The organism is Delftia sp. WY8 (assembly GCF_018437695.1).
Classification (GTDB): Bacteria; Pseudomonadota; Gammaproteobacteria; order Burkholderiales; family Burkholderiaceae_C; genus Comamonas; species Comamonas tsuruhatensis.
In genome coordinates this window covers 2,038,662-2,057,980 of record NZ_CP049795.1, presented here as the reverse complement: position 1 = coordinate 2,057,980, position 19,319 = coordinate 2,038,662, and the positions used below count along the sequence as shown (strand labels likewise).

Below are 19,319 nucleotides of genomic sequence, written 5' to 3'. Positions count from 1 at the left end.
CCGTGCCGGATCGAGCGGGCTCCATCGTGGAGCCCGCTTTTTTTACATGGGCCCCTTCAAAAAGCCCTTGTCCTTCATCTCCCGGATTTCCTGGTCCATCCCTCGGCTATCCCGATCCAGAATTTGCTGAACCCTTTCGGCTCCTCTGCCATAGAAGCGGCAAAAGCCCGGCCGCTGTGTGGCATCCACCTTGAGCGCGTTGGCCTTGAGCGTGGCGTAGTCCTTTTCCTGGGCCTTGATGTAGTCGTCCGGTATGGAGCCGTTGGCTTTGAGAGTGCCGCCCAGCTTTTCCATCTTCTGCATGGCATCCACGCATTCAGGGGGCAGCGGCTCGGCACGGAGCGCACAGGCCTGCATGGTGGTTGCGATCAGAGCGAGGGCAAAGAGATGGACACGCATGGGAGAAATGTAGCAGCCCTGTCCGTGCAGGCATCACCGCCGAACACCGGCCTTGGCAGGAAGTTCGTCGCACGCGTTGCGGGTCGCATGGCTTCGTCTGGCTTCCTGGGGCCTGCACCCTGGCATGGCAAGGGAAGGCCGGGTCGCCACCTGTCACACCCCTGTAAACCCCCACCAACAAACTCCCCCCCTTCACCACCCCCACAAAAACCACATGCCGCTGAGCAACCTCCCCACATTGCAATCCCTGCTCCTGTCCCGCCGCCTGGCGCTGAGCGTCCTGGCCAGCGCCGCGCTGGTGGCCGCCTGCGGTGGCAGCGACAGCAACGACAGCACGACGCCCCCGGTGGCCAGCCAGCCCGCGACGGCCACGCTGGCCGTGCTGGAGACCACGGATCTGCACTTCAATGTGCGCAGCTATGACTATTTCAAGTTGGCCGAGGATGCCTCCTACGGCTTCGAGCGCACGGCCACGCTGGTGCGTGCGGCGCGCAAGGAGTTTGCCAATACGCTGCTGGTGGACAACGGCGACACCATCCAGGGCACGGCCCTGGCCGACTACGAGGCCGAGGTGGCCAAGATCCCCTGCACGCAGCAGCTGTCCATGTACAAGGCCATGGGCGCGCTGGGCTTCGATGCGGGCACGCTGGGCAACCATGAGTTCAACTACGGCCTGCCCTTCCTGAACCAGGTGCTGGGCGGCGGCCTGGACGTGGACGGCGTGGACAAGGCGCTCAAGTGCGCGGGCAATGGCTTTCCCATGGCGCTGTCCAACGTCTACAGCAGCAAGACCAAGCAGCCGCTGGTGCAGCCCTACGTGATTCTGGAGCGCAAGATCGCGGCCAAGGACAAGGATGGCAAGGCGGTGGAGCTGCCCATCAAGATCGGCGTGATCGGCTTCACCACGCCGGGCATCATGAACTGGGACAAGCGCTATCTGGAGGGCAAGCTCTACACCGAAGGCGCCGTGGAGTCCGCCCAGAAGTACCTGCCCGAGATGCGCGCCAAGGGCGCCGATGTGGTGGTGGCCATGCTGCACGGCGGCCTGGACGGCGCGGCCTACTCGCCGACGATGGAGAACCCCGGCCTGCACCTGAGCAAGGTGGCCGGCATCGACGCCATGGTCATGGGCCACCAGCACAGCGTGTTCCCCGATGCGGCGGCCACGCCGGCGTTCACGCAGGCGGGCGTGGACAACAAGGCGGGCACCATCAACGGCGTGCAGTCGGTGATGGCCAGTTCCTGGGGCAAGGCGCTGGGTGTGATCCAGCTGGCGCTGAAGTGGGACGGCAAGCAGTGGAGCGTGGACAAGAGCGCGGGCAAGAGCGAGCTGCGCAATATCCAGACCGGCAAGGACGCCGCAGGCAAGGCCACCTACGTGGCCGTGGACCCGACAGTGGCGCCGCTGATCGAGAGCCAGCACCAGGCCGCCATCCAGTACGTGAAGACGCCCATCGGCAGCACGGATTTCCGCATGAGCACGCTGTTCGCCGATGTGGGCGACCCGGGCGCCATCCAGATCGTCAACCAGGCGCAGCGCGACTATGTGGCCGACTATGTGAAAGCCAGCCTGCCGCAGTACGCGCAGCTGCCCGTGCTGTCGGTGAGCGCGCCGTTCAAGTCGGGCTTCCAGGGCGGCGCCGACTACACCGACGTGGCCGTGGGCCCGCTGGCCATCTACAACGCGGCCGACCTGTACCTGTACCCCAACACCGTGTATGCGGTGAAGGTGAATGGCGCCGACATCAAGGACTGGCTGGAGGCCGCTGCCAAGCGCTTCAACCAGATCGATCCGGCCAAGACGGGTGAGCAGCAACTGATCAGCACCTTCCCGGGCTACAACTTCGACATGTTCACCACGGCCGATGTGCAGTACGAGATCGACGTGACCCAGCCCGTGGGCAGCCGCATCAGGAACCTGCAGTACCTGGGCAAGGCCATCGACCCGGCGCAGGAGTTCGTGATCGCCACGAACAACTACCGCGCCACCAGCGGCAAGAGCTTCATCGCCAAGCTCGACGGCTCCAGCGCCATCTGGGCCTCGCCGGACGCCAACCGCGACGTGGTGATCGGCTACGTGCGCAAGAACGGCAGCATCACGCGTGTTGCCAATGGCGCGGCCAAGAGCTGGCGCTTCACCAAGGTGGCCACCTCGGCCAACGTGGTGTTCAGCTCCGGCGCCAACGCGCTGCCGGTGGCGCAGGCGGCGGGCCTGGCCAACATCTCGCTGGTGGCCGCCGATGACGGCTCAGGCAAGGGCACGTCCAAGTACCGCCTGGATCTGTCGAAGTAAGTTCCGGCAGGCAAGCAACAAAAAAGCCCCGTGCATCTGGCACGGGGCTTTTTTGCTTGTGCCGAACGGGCTTCAGCGCGCAGGCGGCAGCTCGAAGACCAGGCAGGTGGTAGTGGCGTGGGCGTAGAGCGTGCCATCGGGGCCAACCAGGCGCGCCTCGGCCGTGGCCAGCTGGCGGCCGCAGTGCAGCACGCGGCCTTCGGCGCGCACGCGCGGCACGCGCGGGGTCAGGGCCTTGACCAGGTTCACGCCCAGCTCGGCCGTGGTGTAGCCCCGGCCCGGCGGCATGCAGGTGTGGACGGCGCAGCCCAGCGCCGAGTCCAGCAAGGTGGCGAACCAGCCGCCGTGCACCGTGCCCATGGGGTTGAGGTGGTTGGCGCCGGGGCGGCCCTGGAAGACGGCGCTGCCTTCGCCCACGGAAATCAGCATGAAGTCCAGCGTGCGTGCAATGGGCGGGTAGGGCAGTTCGCCGCGCAGCATGGCCTGCATCAGCTCCAGCCCGCTGCGGCCTGCGACCTGGTCGGGGCGCGACACGCCTGCGCCGGGGCCGGCGTCCAGCCGGAGGGTGACCGCCTGTTCCTCGTCCAGCCAGGCTTGCAGGGCAGGGGAGATGGCACCGGTGGTGGCGCTGGAGGTGAGGCTGTGGGCGGCCTGCTCCGGGGAGTGGGTGCGGGTGTCCATGGAATGTCTCTCTTTCATTGGGAAAAATGCGGGCGCCAGGCTGTTTGGGATGGCGGCGTGGATATTATTGTATCTACAACAGTTGTATATGCAATAATCTGCGCCATGCCAGTGAATCCAGACATCCTCGCCGTGCCCCAGGGCTGCACCAACCACCGCGTGCGCCAGCTCATGCGCAGCGTGGGCCAGGTGTACGACGCCCATCTGAACGAGACGGGGCTGCGCATCACCCAGTACTCGCTGCTCAGCCATGTGCTGGCCGCCAGTCCGGTGCGGCCCTCGGACCTGGCGCGGCGCATGCGCATGGACGCCTCGACGCTGACGCGCAACCTCAAGCCGCTGATCGACGCCGGCTGGGTGTCCATGGGCCAGGGCGAGGACCAGCGCAGCCGCCTGGTGCACATCACCGACGCGGGCCAGGCCAAGCGCGAAGAGGCCAAGCAAAGCTGGAAGACCGCACAGAACGAGCTCAACGCCCGCCTGGGCCTTGAGCGCGTGGCGGCCCTGCATGCGCTGATCGACGAATGCCTGGTGCTGCTCGATGGCGGCAATGGCGGCGATGGCAACGCTGCAGACGGCCCGCAGGCGTAGGCCCTACCGAATTCCCAACCCCCCGAAGAGATTCCCATGCTCTCCAACTCCACGGCGCGCTGGCTGCAGCGGCGCGGCATCCACTACGGCTGGCTGGTCGCGGCCATCACTTTCCTCACCATGCTGACCATGTCGGCGGCGCTGGGTCTGCCGGGCGCCATGCTGCAGCCGCTGTCGCGCGAGTTCGGCTGGAGTACGGAGCAGATATCGAGCAGCCTGGCGCTGCGCTTTGCGCTGTTCGGCCTGCTGGGGCCGTTTGCGGCCGTGATGATGGAGCGCTTCGGCCTGCGTGCCGTGATGTGCATGGGCCTGGCCCTGGTGGGCGGCGCCATGGCGATGGTGACGCAGGCCACGCAGCTGTGGCATCTGTTTTTGCTGTGGAGCCTGCTGCTGGGCATGGGCACGGGCCTGACGGCGCTGGTGCTGGGCGCCGTGGTGGCCAACCGCTGGTTTGCGGCGCGGCGGGGCCTGGTCATCGGCGTGCTCACGGCCAGTGCGGCCACGGGGCAGCTGGCCTTCCTGCCGCTGGCCGCCTGGATGATCGAGCACTGGGGCTGGCGCTCGGCCACGGTGCCGGTGTTCGTGGCCAGCGCCTTGATTGCCGTGCTGGCTTTGCTGTTCGTGCGGGACCGGCCTTCGGACCTGGGCCTGGCGCCCTTTGGCGGCGATGCCTCGGCCCCGCCGCCACCGGCCATGGCCATGAACTTCGGCACGCCCTTCAAGGTGCTGGCCGAGGCCGCGCGCAACCGCACCTTCTGGCTGCTGGCGGGCACCTTCTTCATCTGCGGCCTGTCCACCAACGGCCTGGTGCAGACGCACTTCATCTCGCTGTGCGGCGACAACGGCATGGGCGCCGTGCCCGCTGCGTCGGTGCTGGCCATGATGGGGGCCTTCGACTTCGTGGGCACCGTGCTGTCGGGCTGGCTGTCGGACCGCTACGACAACCGCAAGCTGCTGTTCTGGTACTACGGGCTGCGCGGCCTGTCGCTGTTCTGGCTGCCGCATTCGGAGTTCACCTTCTACGGCCTGGGCCTGTTCGCCATGTTCTACGGGCTGGACTGGATCGCCACGGTGCCGCCCACGGTCAAGCTCACGGCCCAGCATTTCGGGCCGCAGAAGGTGGGGCTGGTGTTCGGCTGGATCTTCGCGGCCCACCAGCTGGGCGCGGCCGCCGCTGCCTGGGGCGCAGGCCTGACGCGCACCCTGCTGCTGACCTATACGCCCGCGCTGTATGCGGCCGGCCTGGCCTGCCTGGTGGCTGCGGTGATGGCGCTGGTCATAGGGCGGGCGCGCAAGGCGGCGGCGGTGGCCGCGGCCTGAGCCCCATCACCGCTCACGCCATCCACGCCCTCAGTACAGCTGGCGCTTGCCCGGCTGCAGCAGGACGACCAGGGCGCCCGCGCCACCTTCGGCCGGGCGGGCCTGCACAAAGGCCAGCACTTCCTTTTTCTGCACCAGCCAGCGCAGCACGCGGCCCTTGAGCACGGGGGTCTTGCCCGGCGAGCCCAGGCCCTTGCCGTGCACCACGCGCACGCAGCGTATGCCGGTGCGGTGGGACAGGCGGATGAACTGGCCCAGCGCCTCGCGCGCCTCGTCCACGCGCAGGCCGTGCAGGTCCAGCTGGCGCTGGATGCTCCACTGGCCGGCGCGCAGCTTGTGCGTCACGTCCAGGCCGATGCCGGGGCGCCGGAAGCTGAGCTGGTCGTCGGTGTCCAGCAGGGTGCTGACGTCGAACTCGTCGCTCATGGCCTCCTGCAGCACGCGCTGCTCGTCCAGCTCCAGCTGCAGGGGCAGCGGCTCGGGGGGCTCGGGGGCATGGAGGTGGCGGGCGTGCGCGGACTTGAGCGCATGCACCGGGCCCACGGTGTTTTCGAACAGCTTTTGCTCGGCCAGGAGGCGGCGCGCCGCATCGGCGCGCTGCTGCTGGAGCAGGGCCTCTTGGGCGGCGGCTTCGGCCAGTGCGCGGCGCACTGGCGCGAGGTCCTGCAGGCTGGTGGCTTTCAAAGTCATGGTGACGCCGGTTGTACCGCAATTTCGGCACCCCGGCGGCCATGGCGGGCCCAGCCGGGGTCCTACAGCATCCCCTGGCCCGCCATGGACAGCGCGGCGCCCGGCGCGACAATCACATGGTCCAGCACCTGGATGTCCACCAGGCCCAGGGCAGCCTGCAGGCTCTGCGTGACGGCCCTGTCCGCAGCGCTGGCCTGGACATGGCCGCTGGGGTGGTTGTGGGCCAGGATGACGGCACCCGCGTGGTGGTGCAGGGCGCGCAGCACCACTTCCCGGGGGTAGACGCTGGTGCGCGTGAGCGTGCCGCGGAACATCTCCTCCAGCGCGATCAGCCGGTGCTGGCTGTCCAGGAACAGCACGGCGAACACCTCGTGCTGGCGTGCCGCCAGGTGCAGCTGCAGGTAGCGCGCCACGGCCTCGGGCGAGGCCAGGGCAGGGCGCTCGCGCAGTTGCTCGGCCGTGGCGCGGCGCGCCAGTTCGAGCACGGCCAGGAGTTGTGCGCACTTGGAAGGCCCCAGCCCCTTGATGGCCTTCAGGTCGGCGTGCCCGGCCTGCAGCAGTCCGGACAGGCCGGGCCGGCCGGGCAGCTGCAGCAGTTCCTGGGCCAGCTGCAGCACGCCCTTGCCGGCCATGCCGGTGCGCAGCACGATGGCCAGCAGTTCGATGTCGGAAAGCGCCGAGGGGCCGTGTGCCGCGAGCCTTTCGCGCGGCTGGGCCTGGGCGGGCAGGTCTTTGAGAGCCATGGTTCAGCCAGGTGAGGGGCGCCGCAGGGGCACCGTTGCACGGGGCGTGGGGACATGGATGTTTTTCTACAATACGGGCCAGTTTATCGGGACTTCCATGACCTCTAGCGCTTCTTCCCCGGCCCACCCCACGGTCCAGGCCGGCTCGTTCCTCACGCTGCACTACCGCCTGTCCGGGCCTGCAGGCGATGTGATCAACACCTTCAACGACAAGCCCGCCACGCTGTCCCTGGGCGCGGGCGAGCTGTCGCCCGCCGTCGAGCAGCGCCTGCTGGGCCTGGCCGAAGGCACGCGCACCACGTTCGAGATGCCGGCCGGCGAAGCCTTCGGCGAGCGCAACGGCGACATGATGCAGTGGGTGGCGCGCAAGCTGATGAACGAGCTGGGCGACCCGCACGAGCAGTACGCGCCCGGCGACGTGGTGCAGTTCCCCACGCCCGACGGCCTGGGCAGCTACGCGGGCGCCGTGGTGCAGGTGCGCGAGGACGGCGCCGTGCTGTTCGACTTCAACCACCCGCTGGCCGGCCAGCCGGTGACCTTCGAAGTGCAGATCATCGGGGTGCTCTGAGGTGCCGGATACGACCTCGCCCCAGGAAATCCTGCTGGCCGAGCCCCGGGGCTTCTGTGCCGGCGTGGACCGCGCCATCGAGATCGTGGAGCGTGCGCTGGCCAAGTTCGGCGCGCCCATCTACGTGCGCCACGAGATCGTGCACAACACCTTCGTGGTCAACGATCTCAAGGCCAAGGGAGCGATCTTCATCGAGGAGCTGGACGACGTGCCGCCCGGCGCCACCCTGGTGTTCAGCGCCCACGGCGTGAGCCGGGCGGTGCAGGAAGAGGCGCGGCGGCGCGGTTTCTCCATCTTCGACGCCACCTGCCCACTGGTGACCAAGGTGCATGTGGAAGTGGCCAAGCTGGCCAAGGAAGGCTACGAGTTCCTGATGATCGGCCATAAGGGGCATCCCGAGGTCGAGGGCACCATGGGCCAGCTGTCCGAGGGCATCCACCTGGTCGAGGACGAGGCCGATGTGGCACGTGTCACTCCCCGCCAGACCGAGAAGCTGGCCGTGGTCACGCAGACCACGCTGTCGGTGGACGATGCCGCCGGCATCACGGCGGCCATCCGCGCGCGCTTTCCGCAGGTGCGCGAGCCCAAGCAGCAGGACATCTGCTACGCCACGCAAAACCGCCAGGACGCCGTCAAGGTGCTGGCGCCGCAGGTGGATGTGCTCATCGTCGTGGGCAGCCCCACCAGTTCCAACAGCAACCGCCTGCGCGAGCTGGCCGCGCGCCTGGGAACGCCCGCCTACATGGTGGACAACGCGGGCGAGCTGTGCGAGGAATGGTTTGCCAATGCTGGGCGCGTGGGCCTGACGGCCGGCGCCTCCGCCCCCGAGGTGCTGGTGGACGAGGTCATCCAGCGCCTGCGCCAGCTGGGCGCGCTGTCGGTGCGCAAGATGGATGGCATCGAGGAGACCGTGAAGTTCCCGCTGCCCAAGGGCCTGAAGATCGACGCGGCCACGGGGCTGGAGATCTCCGTGGGCAAGCAGCCCGAGACGGGCGGCTGAACCGCAGGCGCAGCGGACATTGGCCAAAAAGCAAACGGGCGCCTGGCGCCCGTTTTGCATGGTGGGGCCGAAAGCCTCAGCTCCACAGATCCAGCGGCGGATCGGAGGCCACGGCGCGCAGGATGTCGGTGCGGCTGATGAAGCCGGCCAGCAGGCCCTGCTCATCGGTCACGGGCAGGCCCGGCAGGCCGGTCTCCAGCAGCACGCCGGCCACGCGGCGCAGGTCGGTGGTGGTGGCCACCGTGGGTATGGGGGAGATCATGACCTCGTTCACGGGCCGGCGCGCCAGGGCAATGGCGTCCTTGATCGCACCGGGCTCGGGCAGCAGGTCCAGCGGCGCCATGTCGGCACGCAGCAGCAGCCCGACCACGCGGCCACCGGCATCCAGTACGGGCGCCTGGGCCACGCCGTGCTCGGCCAGCACGCGCCAGGCGTCGTTGACCCCGGCCTCGGGCGACACCGTCACGGCCTCGTGGCTCATCACGTCGGCCACGGTCTGCAGGGGCTGGCGTGGCTGGCTGGGGCCTTTTTCCGTGGAAAGGTAGGCATCGACCGCGCCACGGCTGCGCGGAGCGGGCTCCGGCGCGCCGGCAGGCTGGCCCGCGAGGTCGGCCAGGATGGCGGGGAACGAGGCGGCTGCATCGTCGGCCATCACATCGGCCGAGCGCGTGCGCAGGGCCTGCGGGCGTTGTACGCGGCGCACGGGCGCCACCTGGCCCAGCCGCTCGGCGGGACCGCGAAACATCTGTCCGTTGGGACCGAAGACAAAAAACATGGGTGCTCCCGGGTGCGCAAACCGCTGTGGGCGGCATATTGGAAGTATCGGCGCCGGCGCGGGATTTCTGTAGCGGCAAGACCCCCAACGCCCAGGGGCGGGCGCCGCCATGGCGATACCGCCTAAAATTGCCGGCTATGCTCGATATCCTTCTTCTTCGCAAAGACCTTGACTCGGCCGTCGCACGGCTGGAGACCCGCAAAAAGCCCCAGGCCTTCCTGAACGTGGAGGCCTTCCAGTCCCTGGAAGCAGAGCGCAAGTCCCTGCAGACACGGACCGAGGAGCTGCAGTCCAAGCGCAACCAGCTGTCCAAGCAGATCGGCATGCTGATGGGCAAGGGCGAGAAGGACGCTGCCGAGGCCGCCAAGGCCGAAGTCGGCAGCCTCAAGACCGAGCTGGACCAGTCGGCCACGCGCCTGGAGCAGATCCAGGGCGAGCTGCACGCCATGCTGCTGGCCGTGCCCAACCTTCCGCACGAAAGCGTGCCCGTCGGTGCGGACGAAAGCGGCAATGTGGAGGCGCGCCGCTGGGGCACGCCCAAGACCTTTGATTTCGAGGTCAAGGACCATGTGGACGTGGGCCAGCCGCTGGGCCTGGATTTCGACATGGGCGTCAAGCTGTCGGGCTCGCGCTTCACCGTGATGAAGGGCCCCATCGCCCGCCTGCACCGCGCCCTGGCGCAGTTCATGATCGACCTGCAGACCGACTCGCATGGCTACACCGAATGCTATGTGCCCTACGCCGTCAATGCCGACTCGCTGCGCGGCACGGGCCAGTTGCCCAAGTTCGAGGGCGACCTGTTCGCCGCCAAGAAGGGCGGCCAGGACGGCGAGCCCGTGCCCGACAACGCGGCGCTCTACCTGATTCCCACGGCCGAAGTGCCGCTGACCAACTTCGTGCGCGACGTGGTCGTGGCCGAGGACCAGCTGCCCATCAAGCTCACTGCCCACAGCCCCTGCTTCCGCTCGGAGGCCGGCAGCTACGGCCGCGACACGCGCGGCATGATCCGCCAGCACCAGTTCGACAAGGTCGAGATGGTGCAGATCGTGCATCCGGAAAAGAGCTACGAGGCGCTGGAAGAGATGACCGGCCACGCCGAGGCCGTGCTGCAGAAGCTGGGCCTGCCCTACCGCGTGATGAGCCTGTGCACGGGCGACATGGGCTTTGGCTCGGCCAAGACCTATGACCTGGAAGTCTGGCTGCCTGCGCAGAACACTTACCGCGAGATCAGCTCGGTCTCCAACTGCGAGGCCTTTCAGGCCCGCCGCCTGCAGGCACGCTTCAAGAATGCCCAGGGCAAGAACGAGCTGGTGCACACCCTCAACGGTTCCGGCCTGGCCGTGGGCCGCACGCTGGTGGCGGTGCTGGAGAACTACCAGAACGCCGACGGCTCGGTGACCATCCCCGAGGCGCTGCGCCCGTACATGGGTGGACAGACTTTGCTGAAGGCCTGAATTTTTAGGCTATAATTTCAGCTTCGACGCTGCGGAGAGGTGGCAGAGTGGTCGATTGTACCTGACTCGAAATCAGGCGTACGTGCGAACGTACCGAGGGTTCGAATCCCTCCCTCTCCGCCAGAAACATGAAACCCAGTGCTATGTGAATAGCACTGGGTTTTTCTGTTTCCGGCATTGCCTGGCGAGAGTCCGGGCGATTGGGGCCGCCATAAAAAATGCCCGCGTTGGCGGGCCATGCTCAGATCTCGAGGGCCTTGCGGTCCTTGCCTTCGATCCAGCGCGGCGGCTTGCCCCGTCCCGTCCAGGTGGCTCCGGTGGCGGGGTCCCGGTATTTCGGCACGCCAATGTTGGCGGACTTGGATTTGCGGGCGCTGAAGATGTCGTCGTGGGTCAATCCGAACTCATGGACGAGTTCTCGGACCTTGGCGATGACTCCGCCTTTCTCCGCCTTCAGCGTTTCGGCAATCCGTGCCTCAAGCTCGCTCTTTTGCTTGAGCAGGGTTTTGTAATCTGCTGTCATATGTTCCTCATGGATAGTGTGCTACACAATGACGCATTTTATGGAGACAGGGTCGATGTCGCATGTGGGACATCGTCGGTGTTTGCACCTAGGTTTTTCAATATTCCGCCATTGTTCGGGATTGAGCGCGAGGCCTTTGTCTACGCCTCGACAAACTCCCGGTGGCTGCTGAAGTGCAGGATTTCGGAATCCTGCGCTCCGCCCTGTCTTTGAATGACGATGGTGCCATTGGCATGCAGATAGATTCGGATGCCCGGCGTGGTCTCCGAATCCCAGTAGCAGGGGCTTTTGTCGAGGTTTTTCCAGCCGTGCTCTGCGCACAGCGTGCGCTGGCGCATGCTGTTGAGCAATTGCCTGCGCGCGCCTGCGCCTTCGCAGATGCGCATCCACAGCAGCAGGAGCATGTCGTGCGCTTCCTGGCGGGATGAGCAGGGAGGCATGTGCTTCAACTGGCCCAGGAGGGTAAGGAACCGCTGTTCTATGCTGATGTTCAGTGCCATGCCCATCTCCTTTGTGCGTGGATATGCATCAAAGTGTAGGCAGCGTCGAAGGCTGCCGATATAGGGCGGATGACGACAGCGCCGGTGGCTTTTTTTCCTGCCGGTTTGCAGGATGGGTGCTTGGCCGGCTGTCGTGACAAAGGCCAGCGGCGTCAGTGCGATTGCATGCCCATGAGATTGCAGGACATGGCGCATTGCTGGCAGGCTGCCGCGCAGGTCTGGCAATGGTCGTGGGAATGCTTGCTGCATTCGTCGGCGCAGGCCTGGCAGATCCGGGCGCACAGGCGGCAGATGTCTGAGACATGCGGACTTTGGCGCGCCATTGAGGCCACGGCCAGTTCGCAGACCTGCGCGCATTCAAGATCCTGGGCAATGCAGGCGGCCATCATCTGGACGTCTGTTTCCTTCAGGCTGGCGGCGGCACAGGTATTGCAGGCAATGATGCAGGCCTGGCAGGCATCCATGCAGGCCTTGTAGTCGATGGCCGGTGGGGTGGTATTCATGGGAGTTCTCCTGGAATGAGGGAGTGAAGTCGCGCAGGGCGTTCTTCCTTGGCCAGCTATCCGCACCAAAGAAAACGCCCCGCGAACGGGGCTGTGTCAAAGACCGCAAGGGTCGGGATTTACAGGTAGGGCACGCCGTAGTAGTCGTTCACGCGGCGTCCATATTCATCGGTGTAGGCCGGTGCCGTGTCGCGCTCATAGCGGGGCGCGTTGTCCAGCTGCTCGCGCGTGAGCGACACCACGTAGCCGTTCATGTCGGGCTCGTACTTGAGGGATTCCCAGGGCAGCGGATAGCGGTCCGTGCCGATGCCCAGGAAGCCGCCGAATTCCATGACGGCGTAGCGCACCTTGCCGGACAGCTTGTCGATCATCAGCGTGTCTATGCTGCCCAGCTTGTCGCCTGCGGGGTTGTAGACATTGGTGCCGCTGACGGTTTCGGAAGAAATGACGCTCGATACGGTGTTGGGTGTGACCATGAGGCTCTCCATTGAGTGGGTTGGTGCTGGCACGCCGACGCTGTGCATCTGGCGGCTGGGCGATGCGGCATGGGAAAAGGCGCGGGAGGCGGCCCCTTCAAAGCCCGTGCATCGCCTGGCGAAGTCGAAGCCTGTGTGCTTCTGGGTTCCAGCTTAGGACCGCAATGAAGTGCTCCGGGTAGTCGGTGCGCCGCGACCGGCGTAGGAGGGTCCTTGGGCGCCGGAGGCCAGGTCCTACGAGCCCTTGTAGTCAAGGTCTGCGCAGCTGCGGCCCTTTGCTGACGCGGCAGCGCAGTCTGGGCCGGCGTCGGCCTGGCGGGCACAGGCGTACAACGAAAACTGCAAGAGGGACGCTGCGGATGCAGTCCCGCGTCCACGGTCCATCCCCGAAGGAGATTCCCATGAATGCAAGCAACAAGCCATCCATCCCGCCGGTGTCTGCAGATGCGGTGGAGGACGAAGACCTGGCCGAACAGGCACGACCGGGCCACGGCGTACCTTCCCAGGACCCCGATGCAGCTGCCCAGTACCAGCTGTCGCCGCAGGATGCGCAGCGCGAGTCACGCTCGGTGTTCATCGGCGGCGGCGTACTGGCCGGAGCCGCTGCCGGCGCTGCCGCCGGTGCGGTCATTGCAGGCCCGGTGGGTGTGGTGGTGGGCGGCACGGTAGGCAGCGTGGCCGGTGCGCTGGGCGGTGCGGCCGCAGGTGCCGTGGCGCCGGCAGAGAGTGCGCAAAAGCCAGTGGAAAAGCCCGTGCCACCCGGCAGCAAGTCTTCCGGGTGACACGGGCAGGCCGTTGCAGGCCATGTGTGGCGCGGCGGGCATGGACGGCGGCGGATGCATCCCGTATACAGGGGCCTGTCCACTTTCCTATCCACCCAGATGGCCAACGTTCTCATAGGCATCGTCGCCGCAATCCATGTCTACATTCTCGTGCTGGAGATGTTTCTCTGGGACCGGCCGGCTGGCAGGAAGGCCTTTGGGCTGACGCCGGAATTTGCGCAGCAGACCAGGACGCTGGCCGCCAACCAGGGGCTTTACAACGGCTTTCTCGCCGCAGGGCTGATCTGGGGGCTGGCGCAGGGCGCCGACGGCCTGGCGTTCAAGTACTTTTTTCTCCTGTGCGTGCTGGTGGCAGGCCTGTATGGCGCCGCCACGGCCAGCCGCAAGATCCTCTGGGTGCAGGCCGTGCCGGCCGCCGTTTCGCTGCTGGCCCTGTATCTGGGGCTGTGAGAACGCCCGGGCACCGGTGGGCGAAACCGCTGCAGCTGCTGCTGGACCGTGACCCCGGCGTGCGAGGCGCGGGCCGGCATAGCCGACATGGCCGGCGTCAGTCCACCAGCGCCTGTATGGCCTGCAATTGCGCCGCCAGCCCGGGCCGCGCGGCCGGGAAAGTCTCCTCGAAGGCGGCAGTGCCTATCGTGAAGCCCGCTGCGCCGCCGGCCAGCACGGCCGCGATGCGTTCACTGCGATCAATGGAGCCGGCCACGACCACGGGTTTGTCCACCGCATCGCAGACGGCCTTGATCAGGGCCGGCACATCGCCGTGGAAGCGGTAGGCCAGCAGGTCCAGGCCATGCACGCCGTCCAGCCCCGCCATGCGGCGGGCGCTGGCCACAATGTCCTGTACCGGGCCTGAAAGCACGCTCGGATGCCCGCTCACCTTGCCGGGAAACGGGTAGTACGCAATGCCGCTGCCGCGCAGCACGGGCAGCACCGCCTCGGGCCGTGTGCCACCCATGAGCACGTCCACCCCGATGTCGACCGCCGCGCGGGCCGAGGCCACTTCGCTGGCCTCGTCGAGGCTGACAACCTCCAGATAGACCCTGGCGCCGCCCGCACGGATGTCCCGGGCCAGGGCATGCAGCTCGGGCAGGGGCAGGCCGATGTCCTTGAAGCCCACATGGCGAACGCCCTGGGCCAGCACCTCGCGCAGCCGCTCGCGCGCATCGGCAATGGTCCTGTCCTGCTGCGTGAGCATGAAGATGAAGTCCGGGCGTTGCGTTCGTGCACTGGCACCGGTACGGGTGGCCTGCACCATGGCTGCCGCCTGGCGCAGCGCGCAGGCCAGGCTGGCGTGGTCGGCGCGGCCCGTGCCCGCGATGTCGAAGGCCGTGCCATGGTCCACCGAGGTGCGCACAAAGGGCAGGCCCACGGTGATGTTCACGCCTTGCTCCACACCCAGGTATTTCACGGGAATCAGCCCCTGGTCATGGAACTGGGCGACCACCACGTCGAACTCGCCCCGGCGCGCCCGCATGAAGACCGTGTCGCCGGGCCAGGGGCCGCTGGCGTCGATGCCTTCGGCGCGCGCGGCGGCAATGGCGGGGATGATCACCGAGCGGTCCTCGTCCCCGAACAGACCGTTTTCACCGGCATGCGGATTGAGCCCTGCCACGGCCACCCGGGGCCGGGGGATGCCGAACGCGCGGCAGGCCTGGTGCGCGAGGCGAATGGCGCGCAGCTCGTTGTCCATGGTCACGGAGGCGATGGCCTGCTGCAGCGGCACATGGATGGAGACCAGCAGCACCCGCAGCTCATCATTGGCGAGCATCATGGCGAAGTCGCGTGTGCCGGAACGCTCGGCCAGCATCTCTGTATGGCCCGGATGCGGGCAGCCTGCCGCGCGCAGCGCTTCCTTGTGGATGGGGGCGGTCACCAGGCCCGAGACGTCGCCAGCCAGGGCCAGGTCTATGCCGCGCTGGATATAGGCATGGCAGGCCGCGCCGGCGCGTGCATCGACGCAGCCCCAGGGCAGGTCCGGCGGCAGGTCCTCGCCGGTCTGCAGCACGAAGAGCGTGGCGGGCGGCACCAGTGCAGGGACCTGGGCCGGTGTCTCGATGGCCCGGATCTGCGGATGGACGCCCAACCCATCGGCCGCCCGCTGCAGCCGGGCGATGTCGCCGATGACGAGAAACGGCGTGCAGGGCCGCGCAGGGTCCATTGCCAGCTTGACGATGATCTCGGGCCCGATGCCCAATGGATCGCCCATGGTGATGGCCAGGGGCGCGCTGGCCGGGGTGCTGGCCGAGGGGTTGGCGGAGTTGGGGCTGGAGTGCTTCATGGTTCTTGCTGAAACCTCAATCGATGGGCTTACTTTGCATGAAGATGCTCCAGTAATAAATCGATATAGACTCATCATTCAATTGAGCAATGTTCAACTGAAAGTCCGCTGTTCCACCTGTCTAGAGCCGCCATTGCCATGCCCGCACCCGTCCACATGCCGCCGCTGTCTGCCCTGCGCGCCTTCGAGGCCACGGTGCGCCATGGCAGTGTCTCCAAGGCCGCGCGCGAGCTGCACCTGACCGATGGCGCCGTGAGCCGTGCCGTGCGCGACATGGAGGAGGCGCTGGGCTTTGCGCTGTTCCAGCGCAGCAACCGCAGCATCATTGCCACGCCCACGGCCCGCGTGCTGGCCGAGGAGGTGGCCCTGGCGCTGGAGCGCCTGCGCGGCGCGCTGGGCCGCGCGCGGCAGGCGGCAGGGCCGGACCGGCCGCTGGTGCTGTCGTGCGAGCCCACGTTTTTGATGCGCTGGCTGATTCCGCGTCTGGGCGGTTTGCAGGAAGCGATCGGCACGCAGCGCGAGCTGCGCCTGGTATCGGCCGGCGGCTCCGTGCCCTTTGCGCGCGAGGGCATTGATCTGGCCATACGCCGCGCGGATTTCGACATGGGCGCCGATGTGGTGGCCGAGCCCTTTCTGCAAGAGCGCGTGGGGCCCGTCTGCAGGCCCGCGCTTGCCAAGGCGCTGGCACGCTCAGGGCCGCTGGGCGGAGTGCTGCTGCATACGCAGTCGCGGCCGGACGCATGGCGGCATTGGAGCGAACTTACCGGCGTGCCGCTGCGGGCCGGTCGCGAGGTGCGCTTCGAGCATTTCTACCTGAGCCTGCAGGCCGCCGTGGCCGGGGCCGGCGTCGCCATCGGCCCGCTGGCACTGGTGGCCGATGACCTGGCCAGCGGCACGCTGTGCGCGCCGCGCGGCTTCGTGGCCGATGGCTCGCACTACGTGCTCATGTCGCCCCGGCCGGTGCAGGACGAGGCCAGCTTCGCCTTGGTGCTGGACTGGCTGCGCGCGCAGACCTTGCCGCTGGGCTTGGCGCATGCACAGGCACAGGCCTCGGCGGCCGGCTGAGCATCGATCAACCGGGCTCCTGATCGTGCTCCGACAGCTCGCGCCAGTGCGTGCGTGTGAAGGCGTAGGCCGTGTCCAGCGCCGGTGACAGGGTGCGCGCGGCCATGCGCGCCATGCCGTAGCGGCCGCATCGGCGGGGATCGGCGGGCAGGGGCACTTCGGCCATGGCGCCGCTGGCGCGCTCCTTGCGGGTGATGGACAGCACGCCGAACAGCAAGGTGTCCGTGGCCAGGGTCACGCCGCGCAGCAGGTCCAGGTCGTTGCAGTGCAGGGTGAACAGCTTGTCGGGCTCGGCGCCTTCGCCCCACAGCTCGGCCAGCTGCCGCGCCATGGCCGTGCTCAACGTGGTGGTGGCCAGCGGGTAGCGGCGGATCTCGTCCATGCCGGGGTTTTGCAGCACGGGGTGGCCCGCGCGGCATACCAGGCCGGCCGGCAGCTCGCCCAGCAGTTCCATCTCCACGTCATCGGCGGCGCGCAGCACGTAGGCGTCGCCGACGATGGCATCGATGGATTCGTTGCGCAGCAGCTGCAGCAATGCGCTGGTGGCACCCATTTCGGCGCGCACCTTCACGCGCGGATGCGCCTGCGCCATGTGGATCAGAAAGGGCTTGAGCAGCAGCGCCGCGGGCGCGGGCGCCACGCCAATGGCGAGCGCGCCTTCCTGGCCGCCGCGCAGCAGCTCCAGGTCACGCCGCAACTGGGTTTCCTCCAGCCGCATGCGGCGTGCACGCTCGGCCACGAGCTCGCCAAACACTGTCAGCCGGGCGCGCCGCGCGCCCCGGTCGAACAGCTGCGCCCTGAGTTCATCTTCCAGCGCGCGGATGCTGCGGCTGAGCGCCGGCTGGGTGAGGTGTACGGCGCGCGCTGCGTCGGAAAAGGTGCCGTGCTCGACGATGGCCAGCAGGTGCCGCAGCTTCTGTGTATCCATGCGGAGTCCTCATGGTTTGTTGGCAAATTTTTCATTTGAATTATAGGTAGGCGCTTCCTAAGATCGCATCCAGGGACATTGAAATGTTCTATAGAGCGGCCACAACCGCCAACTCTTTCATCGGAGCAAAAGGAGACAAACCATGCTCAAGCTGTTCATCGGCATAGGCATCCCGTACATCGCGGTGATCGGCCTGCTTCCCTGGGTCGCGTCCGTCGATCGCTTCGTGTTCGGCGTGCCCTTCATCTACCTGTGGATCTTCATGTGGTTCGTGCTGACGTCGCTGTGCATGCTCGTGTGCTGGCTGATGTTCGACCGCCACGAAGCCGACGACGCGCAGTCCGCCTGAAGGGAGCACCGCCATGACCACCGCAGTCTTTCTGGGCTTCATCGCGCTGTCCCTGTACCTGGCCATCCGCTCGCGCACGGGCAAGGGTGCGCAAAGCGTGCATGACTTCTTCGTCGCCTCCCGCCAGTTCGGCGCCTACCTGGTGTTCTTCCTGGCCGCTGGCGAGATCTACAGCATCGGCACCATGGTCGGCTTTCCGGGCGGCATCTACGCCAAGGGGCCGACCTATGGCGTCTGGTTCCTGGGCTACATCCTGCTGGCCTATCCGCTGGGCTACTTCCTCGGCCCCATGATCTGGAAGGCGGGGCTGCGGCACAACGCCATCACGCTGCCGGACCTGTTCAAGGGCCACTTCGGCAGCCGTGCGCTGGAGCTGATCGTGGCCGGCTCGGCCATCCTGTTCCTGCTGCCCTGGGGCCAGCTGCAGTTCACGGGGCTGGTGGCCGCGCTCAAGGGCCTGGGATGGAATTTCCAGCCGCTGCACCTGCTGCTGATCTCTGCGGGCCTGGCCTTCACCTACATCGCCATCTCGGGGGTGCGCGCCTCGGCCTATATCGCCATCCTCAAGGACATCCTGATGGTGGTGGCCATCATCGCCACGGGCGTGGCCGTGGGCTGGCATGCGGGCGTGGGCGATGTGTTCACCGCCGCCAGCGCCAAGGTCAGCAACCACATGACCGATACGCAGCTGCGCTTTTCCATGAGCACCATGCTGTTCCAGGCGCTGGGCTTCTACATGATGCCGTTTGCGGTTCAGAACTTCTTCACGGCCAAGAGTTCGCACACCATCCGCCGCACGCAGATCGCCATGCCGCTGTACATGCTGATGTACCCCTTCCTGGTGCTGGCCTCGTACTACGCCATCAGCCAGAACCTGCAGCTGGCATCGCCCAACGAGGCCTTCTTCGCGGCTGCCGTGCGACTGCTGCCCGACTGGCTGCTGGGCCTGGTGGCCGCAGGCGCCGCGCTGTCGGGCCTGCTGGTGCTGGCGGGCATCTGCCTGGCCATCGGCCCCATCGTGGCCCGCAACCTGCTGCCCGGCCTGCCCGAGGCCAAGCAAAAGCAGGGCGCCAAGGTGGTGATCGTCATCTACCTGGTGCTGTCCATCGTGATGACGCTGCTCACGCCCAATCTGATGCTGACGCTGATCAACACCACCTACTACGGCGTGACGCAGTTCTTCCCCGGAATGATGGCCATCCTCTTCGGCTGGCGCATCCGGCCCATGGCTGTTGCCCTGGGCATTGCCTGCGGCCAGGCGCTGGCCATTGCGCTGTACATCCAGCAGCCGGATTTCGGCGGCATCAACCTGGGCTTCATCAGCCTGGCGCTGAACCTGCTGGTCACGGCCATCGTCCACTATCTGCCGGGTGCCGCGCGCGTCAAGGCCGCCTGAAA

At 67.1% G+C, this 19,319-nt stretch carries 22 protein-coding genes and 1 tRNA gene; 12 read left to right on the top strand and 11 right to left on the bottom strand.

Features of this window, described 5'->3' with window-relative positions; genetic code table 11:
- Positions 1–42: 42 nt before the first annotated feature.
- Entirely contained in the window at positions 43–303 is a 261-nt protein-coding gene (locus G4D77_RS09425) for a hypothetical protein (RefSeq protein ID WP_154835335.1), read from the bottom strand.
- Between the two features lie 310 nt (positions 304–613).
- On the opposite strand from G4D77_RS09425, the gene G4D77_RS09420 reads away from it, so the two are divergent.
- The gene (locus G4D77_RS09420) at positions 614–2,692 is read left to right on the top strand and encodes a bifunctional 2',3'-cyclic-nucleotide 2'-phosphodiesterase/3'-nucleotidase (protein WP_213757948.1); all 2,079 of its coding nucleotides are present in this window, start codon (positions 614–616) and stop codon (positions 2,690–2,692) included.
- A gap of 72 nt (positions 2,693–2,764) precedes the next feature.
- On the opposite strand, the gene G4D77_RS09415 is transcribed toward G4D77_RS09420, so the two are convergent.
- Positions 2,765–3,373 carry a PaaI family thioesterase gene (locus tag G4D77_RS09415; RefSeq protein ID WP_017406748.1) on the bottom strand — a complete coding sequence of 203 codons (609 nt, stop codon included), beginning with the start codon at positions 3,371–3,373 and terminating at the stop codon, positions 2,765–2,767.
- Between the two features lie 105 nt (positions 3,374–3,478).
- Here G4D77_RS09415 and G4D77_RS09410 point away from each other — a divergent pair, with 105 nt between their 5' ends.
- Both G4D77_RS09410 and G4D77_RS09405 read left to right on the top strand, forming a co-directional pair.
- Entirely contained in the window at positions 3,479–3,964 is a 486-nt protein-coding gene (locus G4D77_RS09410) for a MarR family winged helix-turn-helix transcriptional regulator (RefSeq protein ID WP_154835333.1), read from the top strand.
- A gap of 36 nt (positions 3,965–4,000) precedes the next feature.
- On the top strand, positions 4,001–5,284 hold the full coding sequence (locus G4D77_RS09405) for an MFS transporter (RefSeq protein ID WP_017406746.1): 1,284 nt from the start codon (positions 4,001–4,003) through the stop codon (positions 5,282–5,284).
- Between the two features lie 30 nt (positions 5,285–5,314).
- Here G4D77_RS09405 and G4D77_RS09400 read toward each other — a convergent pair whose 3' ends face one another.
- Complete coding sequence (locus G4D77_RS09400; RefSeq protein ID WP_154835332.1) at positions 5,315–5,974, bottom strand: Smr/MutS family protein; 660 nt, start codon at positions 5,972–5,974, stop codon at positions 5,315–5,317.
- Between the two features lie 62 nt (positions 5,975–6,036).
- Positions 6,037–6,717, bottom strand: coding sequence for a RadC family protein (gene radC / locus G4D77_RS09395; RefSeq protein ID WP_154835330.1), 681 nt, complete (start codon positions 6,715–6,717; stop codon positions 6,037–6,039).
- Positions 6,718–6,814: 97 nt separating this feature from the next.
- On the opposite strand from radC, the gene G4D77_RS09390 reads away from it, so the two are divergent.
- Together G4D77_RS09390 and ispH are read left to right on the top strand one after the other, a co-directional pair.
- A complete protein-coding gene (locus G4D77_RS09390; protein ID WP_016450099.1) occupies positions 6,815–7,285 on the top strand; it encodes an FKBP-type peptidyl-prolyl cis-trans isomerase in 471 nt (156 codons plus the stop codon).
- Between the two features lies 1 nt (position 7,286).
- Complete coding sequence (gene ispH, locus G4D77_RS09385) at positions 7,287–8,285, top strand: 4-hydroxy-3-methylbut-2-enyl diphosphate reductase (RefSeq protein WP_016454293.1); 999 nt, start codon at positions 7,287–7,289, stop codon at positions 8,283–8,285.
- 76 nt (positions 8,286–8,361) lie between these two features.
- Here ispH and G4D77_RS09380 read toward each other — a convergent pair whose 3' ends face one another.
- Positions 8,362–9,060, bottom strand: coding sequence for a CBS domain-containing protein (locus G4D77_RS09380; RefSeq protein ID WP_017406743.1), 699 nt, complete (start codon positions 9,058–9,060; stop codon positions 8,362–8,364).
- Between the two features lie 137 nt (positions 9,061–9,197).
- On the opposite strand from G4D77_RS09380, the gene serS reads away from it, so the two are divergent.
- Positions 9,198–10,514 (top strand): serine--tRNA ligase, encoded by a 1,317-nt coding sequence (gene serS / locus G4D77_RS09375; protein WP_034367782.1) that lies wholly within the window; start codon positions 9,198–9,200, stop codon positions 10,512–10,514.
- 33 nt (positions 10,515–10,547) lie between these two features.
- Positions 10,548–10,637: transfer RNA gene (locus tag G4D77_RS09370), tRNA-Ser, on the top strand.
- A gap of 118 nt (positions 10,638–10,755) precedes the next feature.
- Here G4D77_RS09370 and G4D77_RS09365 read toward each other — a convergent pair.
- The 4 genes from G4D77_RS09365 to G4D77_RS09350 all read right to left on the bottom strand — a co-directional run bounded on the left by G4D77_RS09365 (position 10,756) and on the right by G4D77_RS09350 (position 12,516).
- Positions 10,756–11,037, bottom strand: a complete 282-nt coding sequence (locus tag G4D77_RS09365; protein ID WP_016450095.1) for an H-NS histone family protein — start codon at positions 11,035–11,037, stop codon at positions 10,756–10,758.
- 140 nt (positions 11,038–11,177) lie between these two features.
- On the bottom strand, positions 11,178–11,537 hold the full coding sequence (locus tag G4D77_RS09360; protein ID WP_016450094.1) for a hypothetical protein: 360 nt from the start codon (positions 11,535–11,537) through the stop codon (positions 11,178–11,180).
- 152 nt (positions 11,538–11,689) lie between these two features.
- Positions 11,690–12,040, bottom strand: a complete 351-nt coding sequence (locus G4D77_RS09355) for a four-helix bundle copper-binding protein (RefSeq protein WP_154835328.1) — start codon at positions 12,038–12,040, stop codon at positions 11,690–11,692.
- Between the two features lie 119 nt (positions 12,041–12,159).
- Complete coding sequence (locus tag G4D77_RS09350) at positions 12,160–12,516, bottom strand: PRC-barrel domain-containing protein (protein ID WP_016450092.1); 357 nt, start codon at positions 12,514–12,516, stop codon at positions 12,160–12,162.
- 401 nt (positions 12,517–12,917) lie between these two features.
- Here G4D77_RS09350 and G4D77_RS09345 point away from each other — a divergent pair, with 401 nt between their 5' ends.
- Together G4D77_RS09345 and G4D77_RS09340 are read left to right on the top strand one after the other, a co-directional pair.
- Complete coding sequence (locus G4D77_RS09345) at positions 12,918–13,298, top strand: hypothetical protein (protein WP_034367784.1); 381 nt, start codon at positions 12,918–12,920, stop codon at positions 13,296–13,298.
- 99 nt (positions 13,299–13,397) lie between these two features.
- A complete protein-coding gene (locus G4D77_RS09340) occupies positions 13,398–13,748 on the top strand; it encodes a DUF1304 domain-containing protein (protein WP_017407778.1) in 351 nt (116 codons plus the stop codon).
- 97 nt (positions 13,749–13,845) lie between these two features.
- Here G4D77_RS09340 and pdxA read toward each other — a convergent pair whose 3' ends face one another.
- Positions 13,846–15,579 (bottom strand): 4-hydroxythreonine-4-phosphate dehydrogenase PdxA, encoded by a 1,734-nt coding sequence (gene pdxA / locus G4D77_RS09335; RefSeq protein ID WP_213757947.1) that lies wholly within the window; start codon positions 15,577–15,579, stop codon positions 13,846–13,848.
- A gap of 138 nt (positions 15,580–15,717) precedes the next feature.
- Between pdxA and G4D77_RS09330 the strand changes: the two genes are divergently transcribed.
- The gene (locus tag G4D77_RS09330) at positions 15,718–16,644 is read left to right on the top strand and encodes a LysR family transcriptional regulator (protein WP_154835324.1); all 927 of its coding nucleotides are present in this window, start codon (positions 15,718–15,720) and stop codon (positions 16,642–16,644) included.
- Between the two features lie 7 nt (positions 16,645–16,651).
- On the opposite strand, the gene G4D77_RS09325 is transcribed toward G4D77_RS09330, so the two are convergent.
- Entirely contained in the window at positions 16,652–17,572 is a 921-nt protein-coding gene (locus G4D77_RS09325; protein ID WP_047219220.1) for a LysR family transcriptional regulator, read from the bottom strand.
- Between the two features lie 142 nt (positions 17,573–17,714).
- Between G4D77_RS09325 and G4D77_RS09320 the strand changes: the two genes are divergently transcribed.
- Together G4D77_RS09320 and G4D77_RS09315 are read left to right on the top strand one after the other, a co-directional pair.
- Positions 17,715–17,921 carry a DUF3311 domain-containing protein gene (locus G4D77_RS09320; RefSeq protein ID WP_016450086.1) on the top strand — a complete coding sequence of 69 codons (207 nt, stop codon included), beginning with the start codon at positions 17,715–17,717 and terminating at the stop codon, positions 17,919–17,921.
- 13 nt (positions 17,922–17,934) lie between these two features.
- Positions 17,935–19,317 (top strand): sodium:solute symporter family protein, encoded by a 1,383-nt coding sequence (locus tag G4D77_RS09315; RefSeq protein WP_016450085.1) that lies wholly within the window; start codon positions 17,935–17,937, stop codon positions 19,315–19,317.
- Positions 19,318–19,319 lie beyond the last annotated feature (2 nt).

Bases quoted from the DNA above. Each gene is read 5' to 3' on its own strand.
- G4D77_RS09360 (WP_016450094.1), bottom strand. From the start codon at position 11,537: ATGGCACTGAACATCAGCATAGAACAGCGGTTCCTTACCCTCCTGGGC.
- G4D77_RS09425 (WP_154835335.1), bottom strand. From the start codon at position 303: ATGCAGAAGATGGAAAAGCTGGGCGGCACTCTCAAAGCCAACGGCTCC.
- G4D77_RS09390 (WP_016450099.1), top strand. From the start codon at position 6,815: ATGACCTCTAGCGCTTCTTCCCCGGCCCACCCCACGGTCCAGGCCGGC.
- G4D77_RS09340 (WP_017407778.1), top strand. From the start codon at position 13,398: ATGGCCAACGTTCTCATAGGCATCGTCGCCGCAATCCATGTCTACATT.
- G4D77_RS09420 (WP_213757948.1), top strand. From the start codon at position 614: ATGCCGCTGAGCAACCTCCCCACATTGCAATCCCTGCTCCTGTCCCGC.
- G4D77_RS09350 (WP_016450092.1), bottom strand. From the start codon at position 12,516: ATGGTCACACCCAACACCGTATCGAGCGTCATTTCTTCCGAAACCGTC.
- G4D77_RS09405 (WP_017406746.1), top strand. From the start codon at position 4,001: ATGCTCTCCAACTCCACGGCGCGCTGGCTGCAGCGGCGCGGCATCCAC.
- G4D77_RS09330 (WP_154835324.1), top strand. From the start codon at position 15,718: ATGCCCGCACCCGTCCACATGCCGCCGCTGTCTGCCCTGCGCGCCTTC.
- G4D77_RS09400 (WP_154835332.1), bottom strand. From the start codon at position 5,974: ATGACTTTGAAAGCCACCAGCCTGCAGGACCTCGCGCCAGTGCGCCGC.
- radC (WP_154835330.1), bottom strand. From the start codon at position 6,717: ATGGCTCTCAAAGACCTGCCCGCCCAGGCCCAGCCGCGCGAAAGGCTC.
- G4D77_RS09345 (WP_034367784.1), top strand. From the start codon at position 12,918: ATGAATGCAAGCAACAAGCCATCCATCCCGCCGGTGTCTGCAGATGCG.
- G4D77_RS09355 (WP_154835328.1), bottom strand. From the start codon at position 12,040: ATGAATACCACCCCACCGGCCATCGACTACAAGGCCTGCATGGATGCC.
- pdxA (WP_213757947.1), bottom strand. From the start codon at position 15,579: ATGAAGCACTCCAGCCCCAACTCCGCCAACCCCTCGGCCAGCACCCCG.
- G4D77_RS09410 (WP_154835333.1), top strand. From the start codon at position 3,479: ATGCCAGTGAATCCAGACATCCTCGCCGTGCCCCAGGGCTGCACCAAC.
- G4D77_RS09320 (WP_016450086.1), top strand. From the start codon at position 17,715: ATGCTCAAGCTGTTCATCGGCATAGGCATCCCGTACATCGCGGTGATC.
- G4D77_RS09415 (WP_017406748.1), bottom strand. From the start codon at position 3,373: ATGGACACCCGCACCCACTCCCCGGAGCAGGCCGCCCACAGCCTCACC.
- G4D77_RS09325 (WP_047219220.1), bottom strand. From the start codon at position 17,572: ATGGATACACAGAAGCTGCGGCACCTGCTGGCCATCGTCGAGCACGGC.
- G4D77_RS09315 (WP_016450085.1), top strand. From the start codon at position 17,935: ATGACCACCGCAGTCTTTCTGGGCTTCATCGCGCTGTCCCTGTACCTG.
- serS (WP_034367782.1), top strand. From the start codon at position 9,198: ATGCTCGATATCCTTCTTCTTCGCAAAGACCTTGACTCGGCCGTCGCA.
- G4D77_RS09365 (WP_016450095.1), bottom strand. From the start codon at position 11,037: ATGACAGCAGATTACAAAACCCTGCTCAAGCAAAAGAGCGAGCTTGAG.
- G4D77_RS09380 (WP_017406743.1), bottom strand. From the start codon at position 9,060: ATGTTTTTTGTCTTCGGTCCCAACGGACAGATGTTTCGCGGTCCCGCC.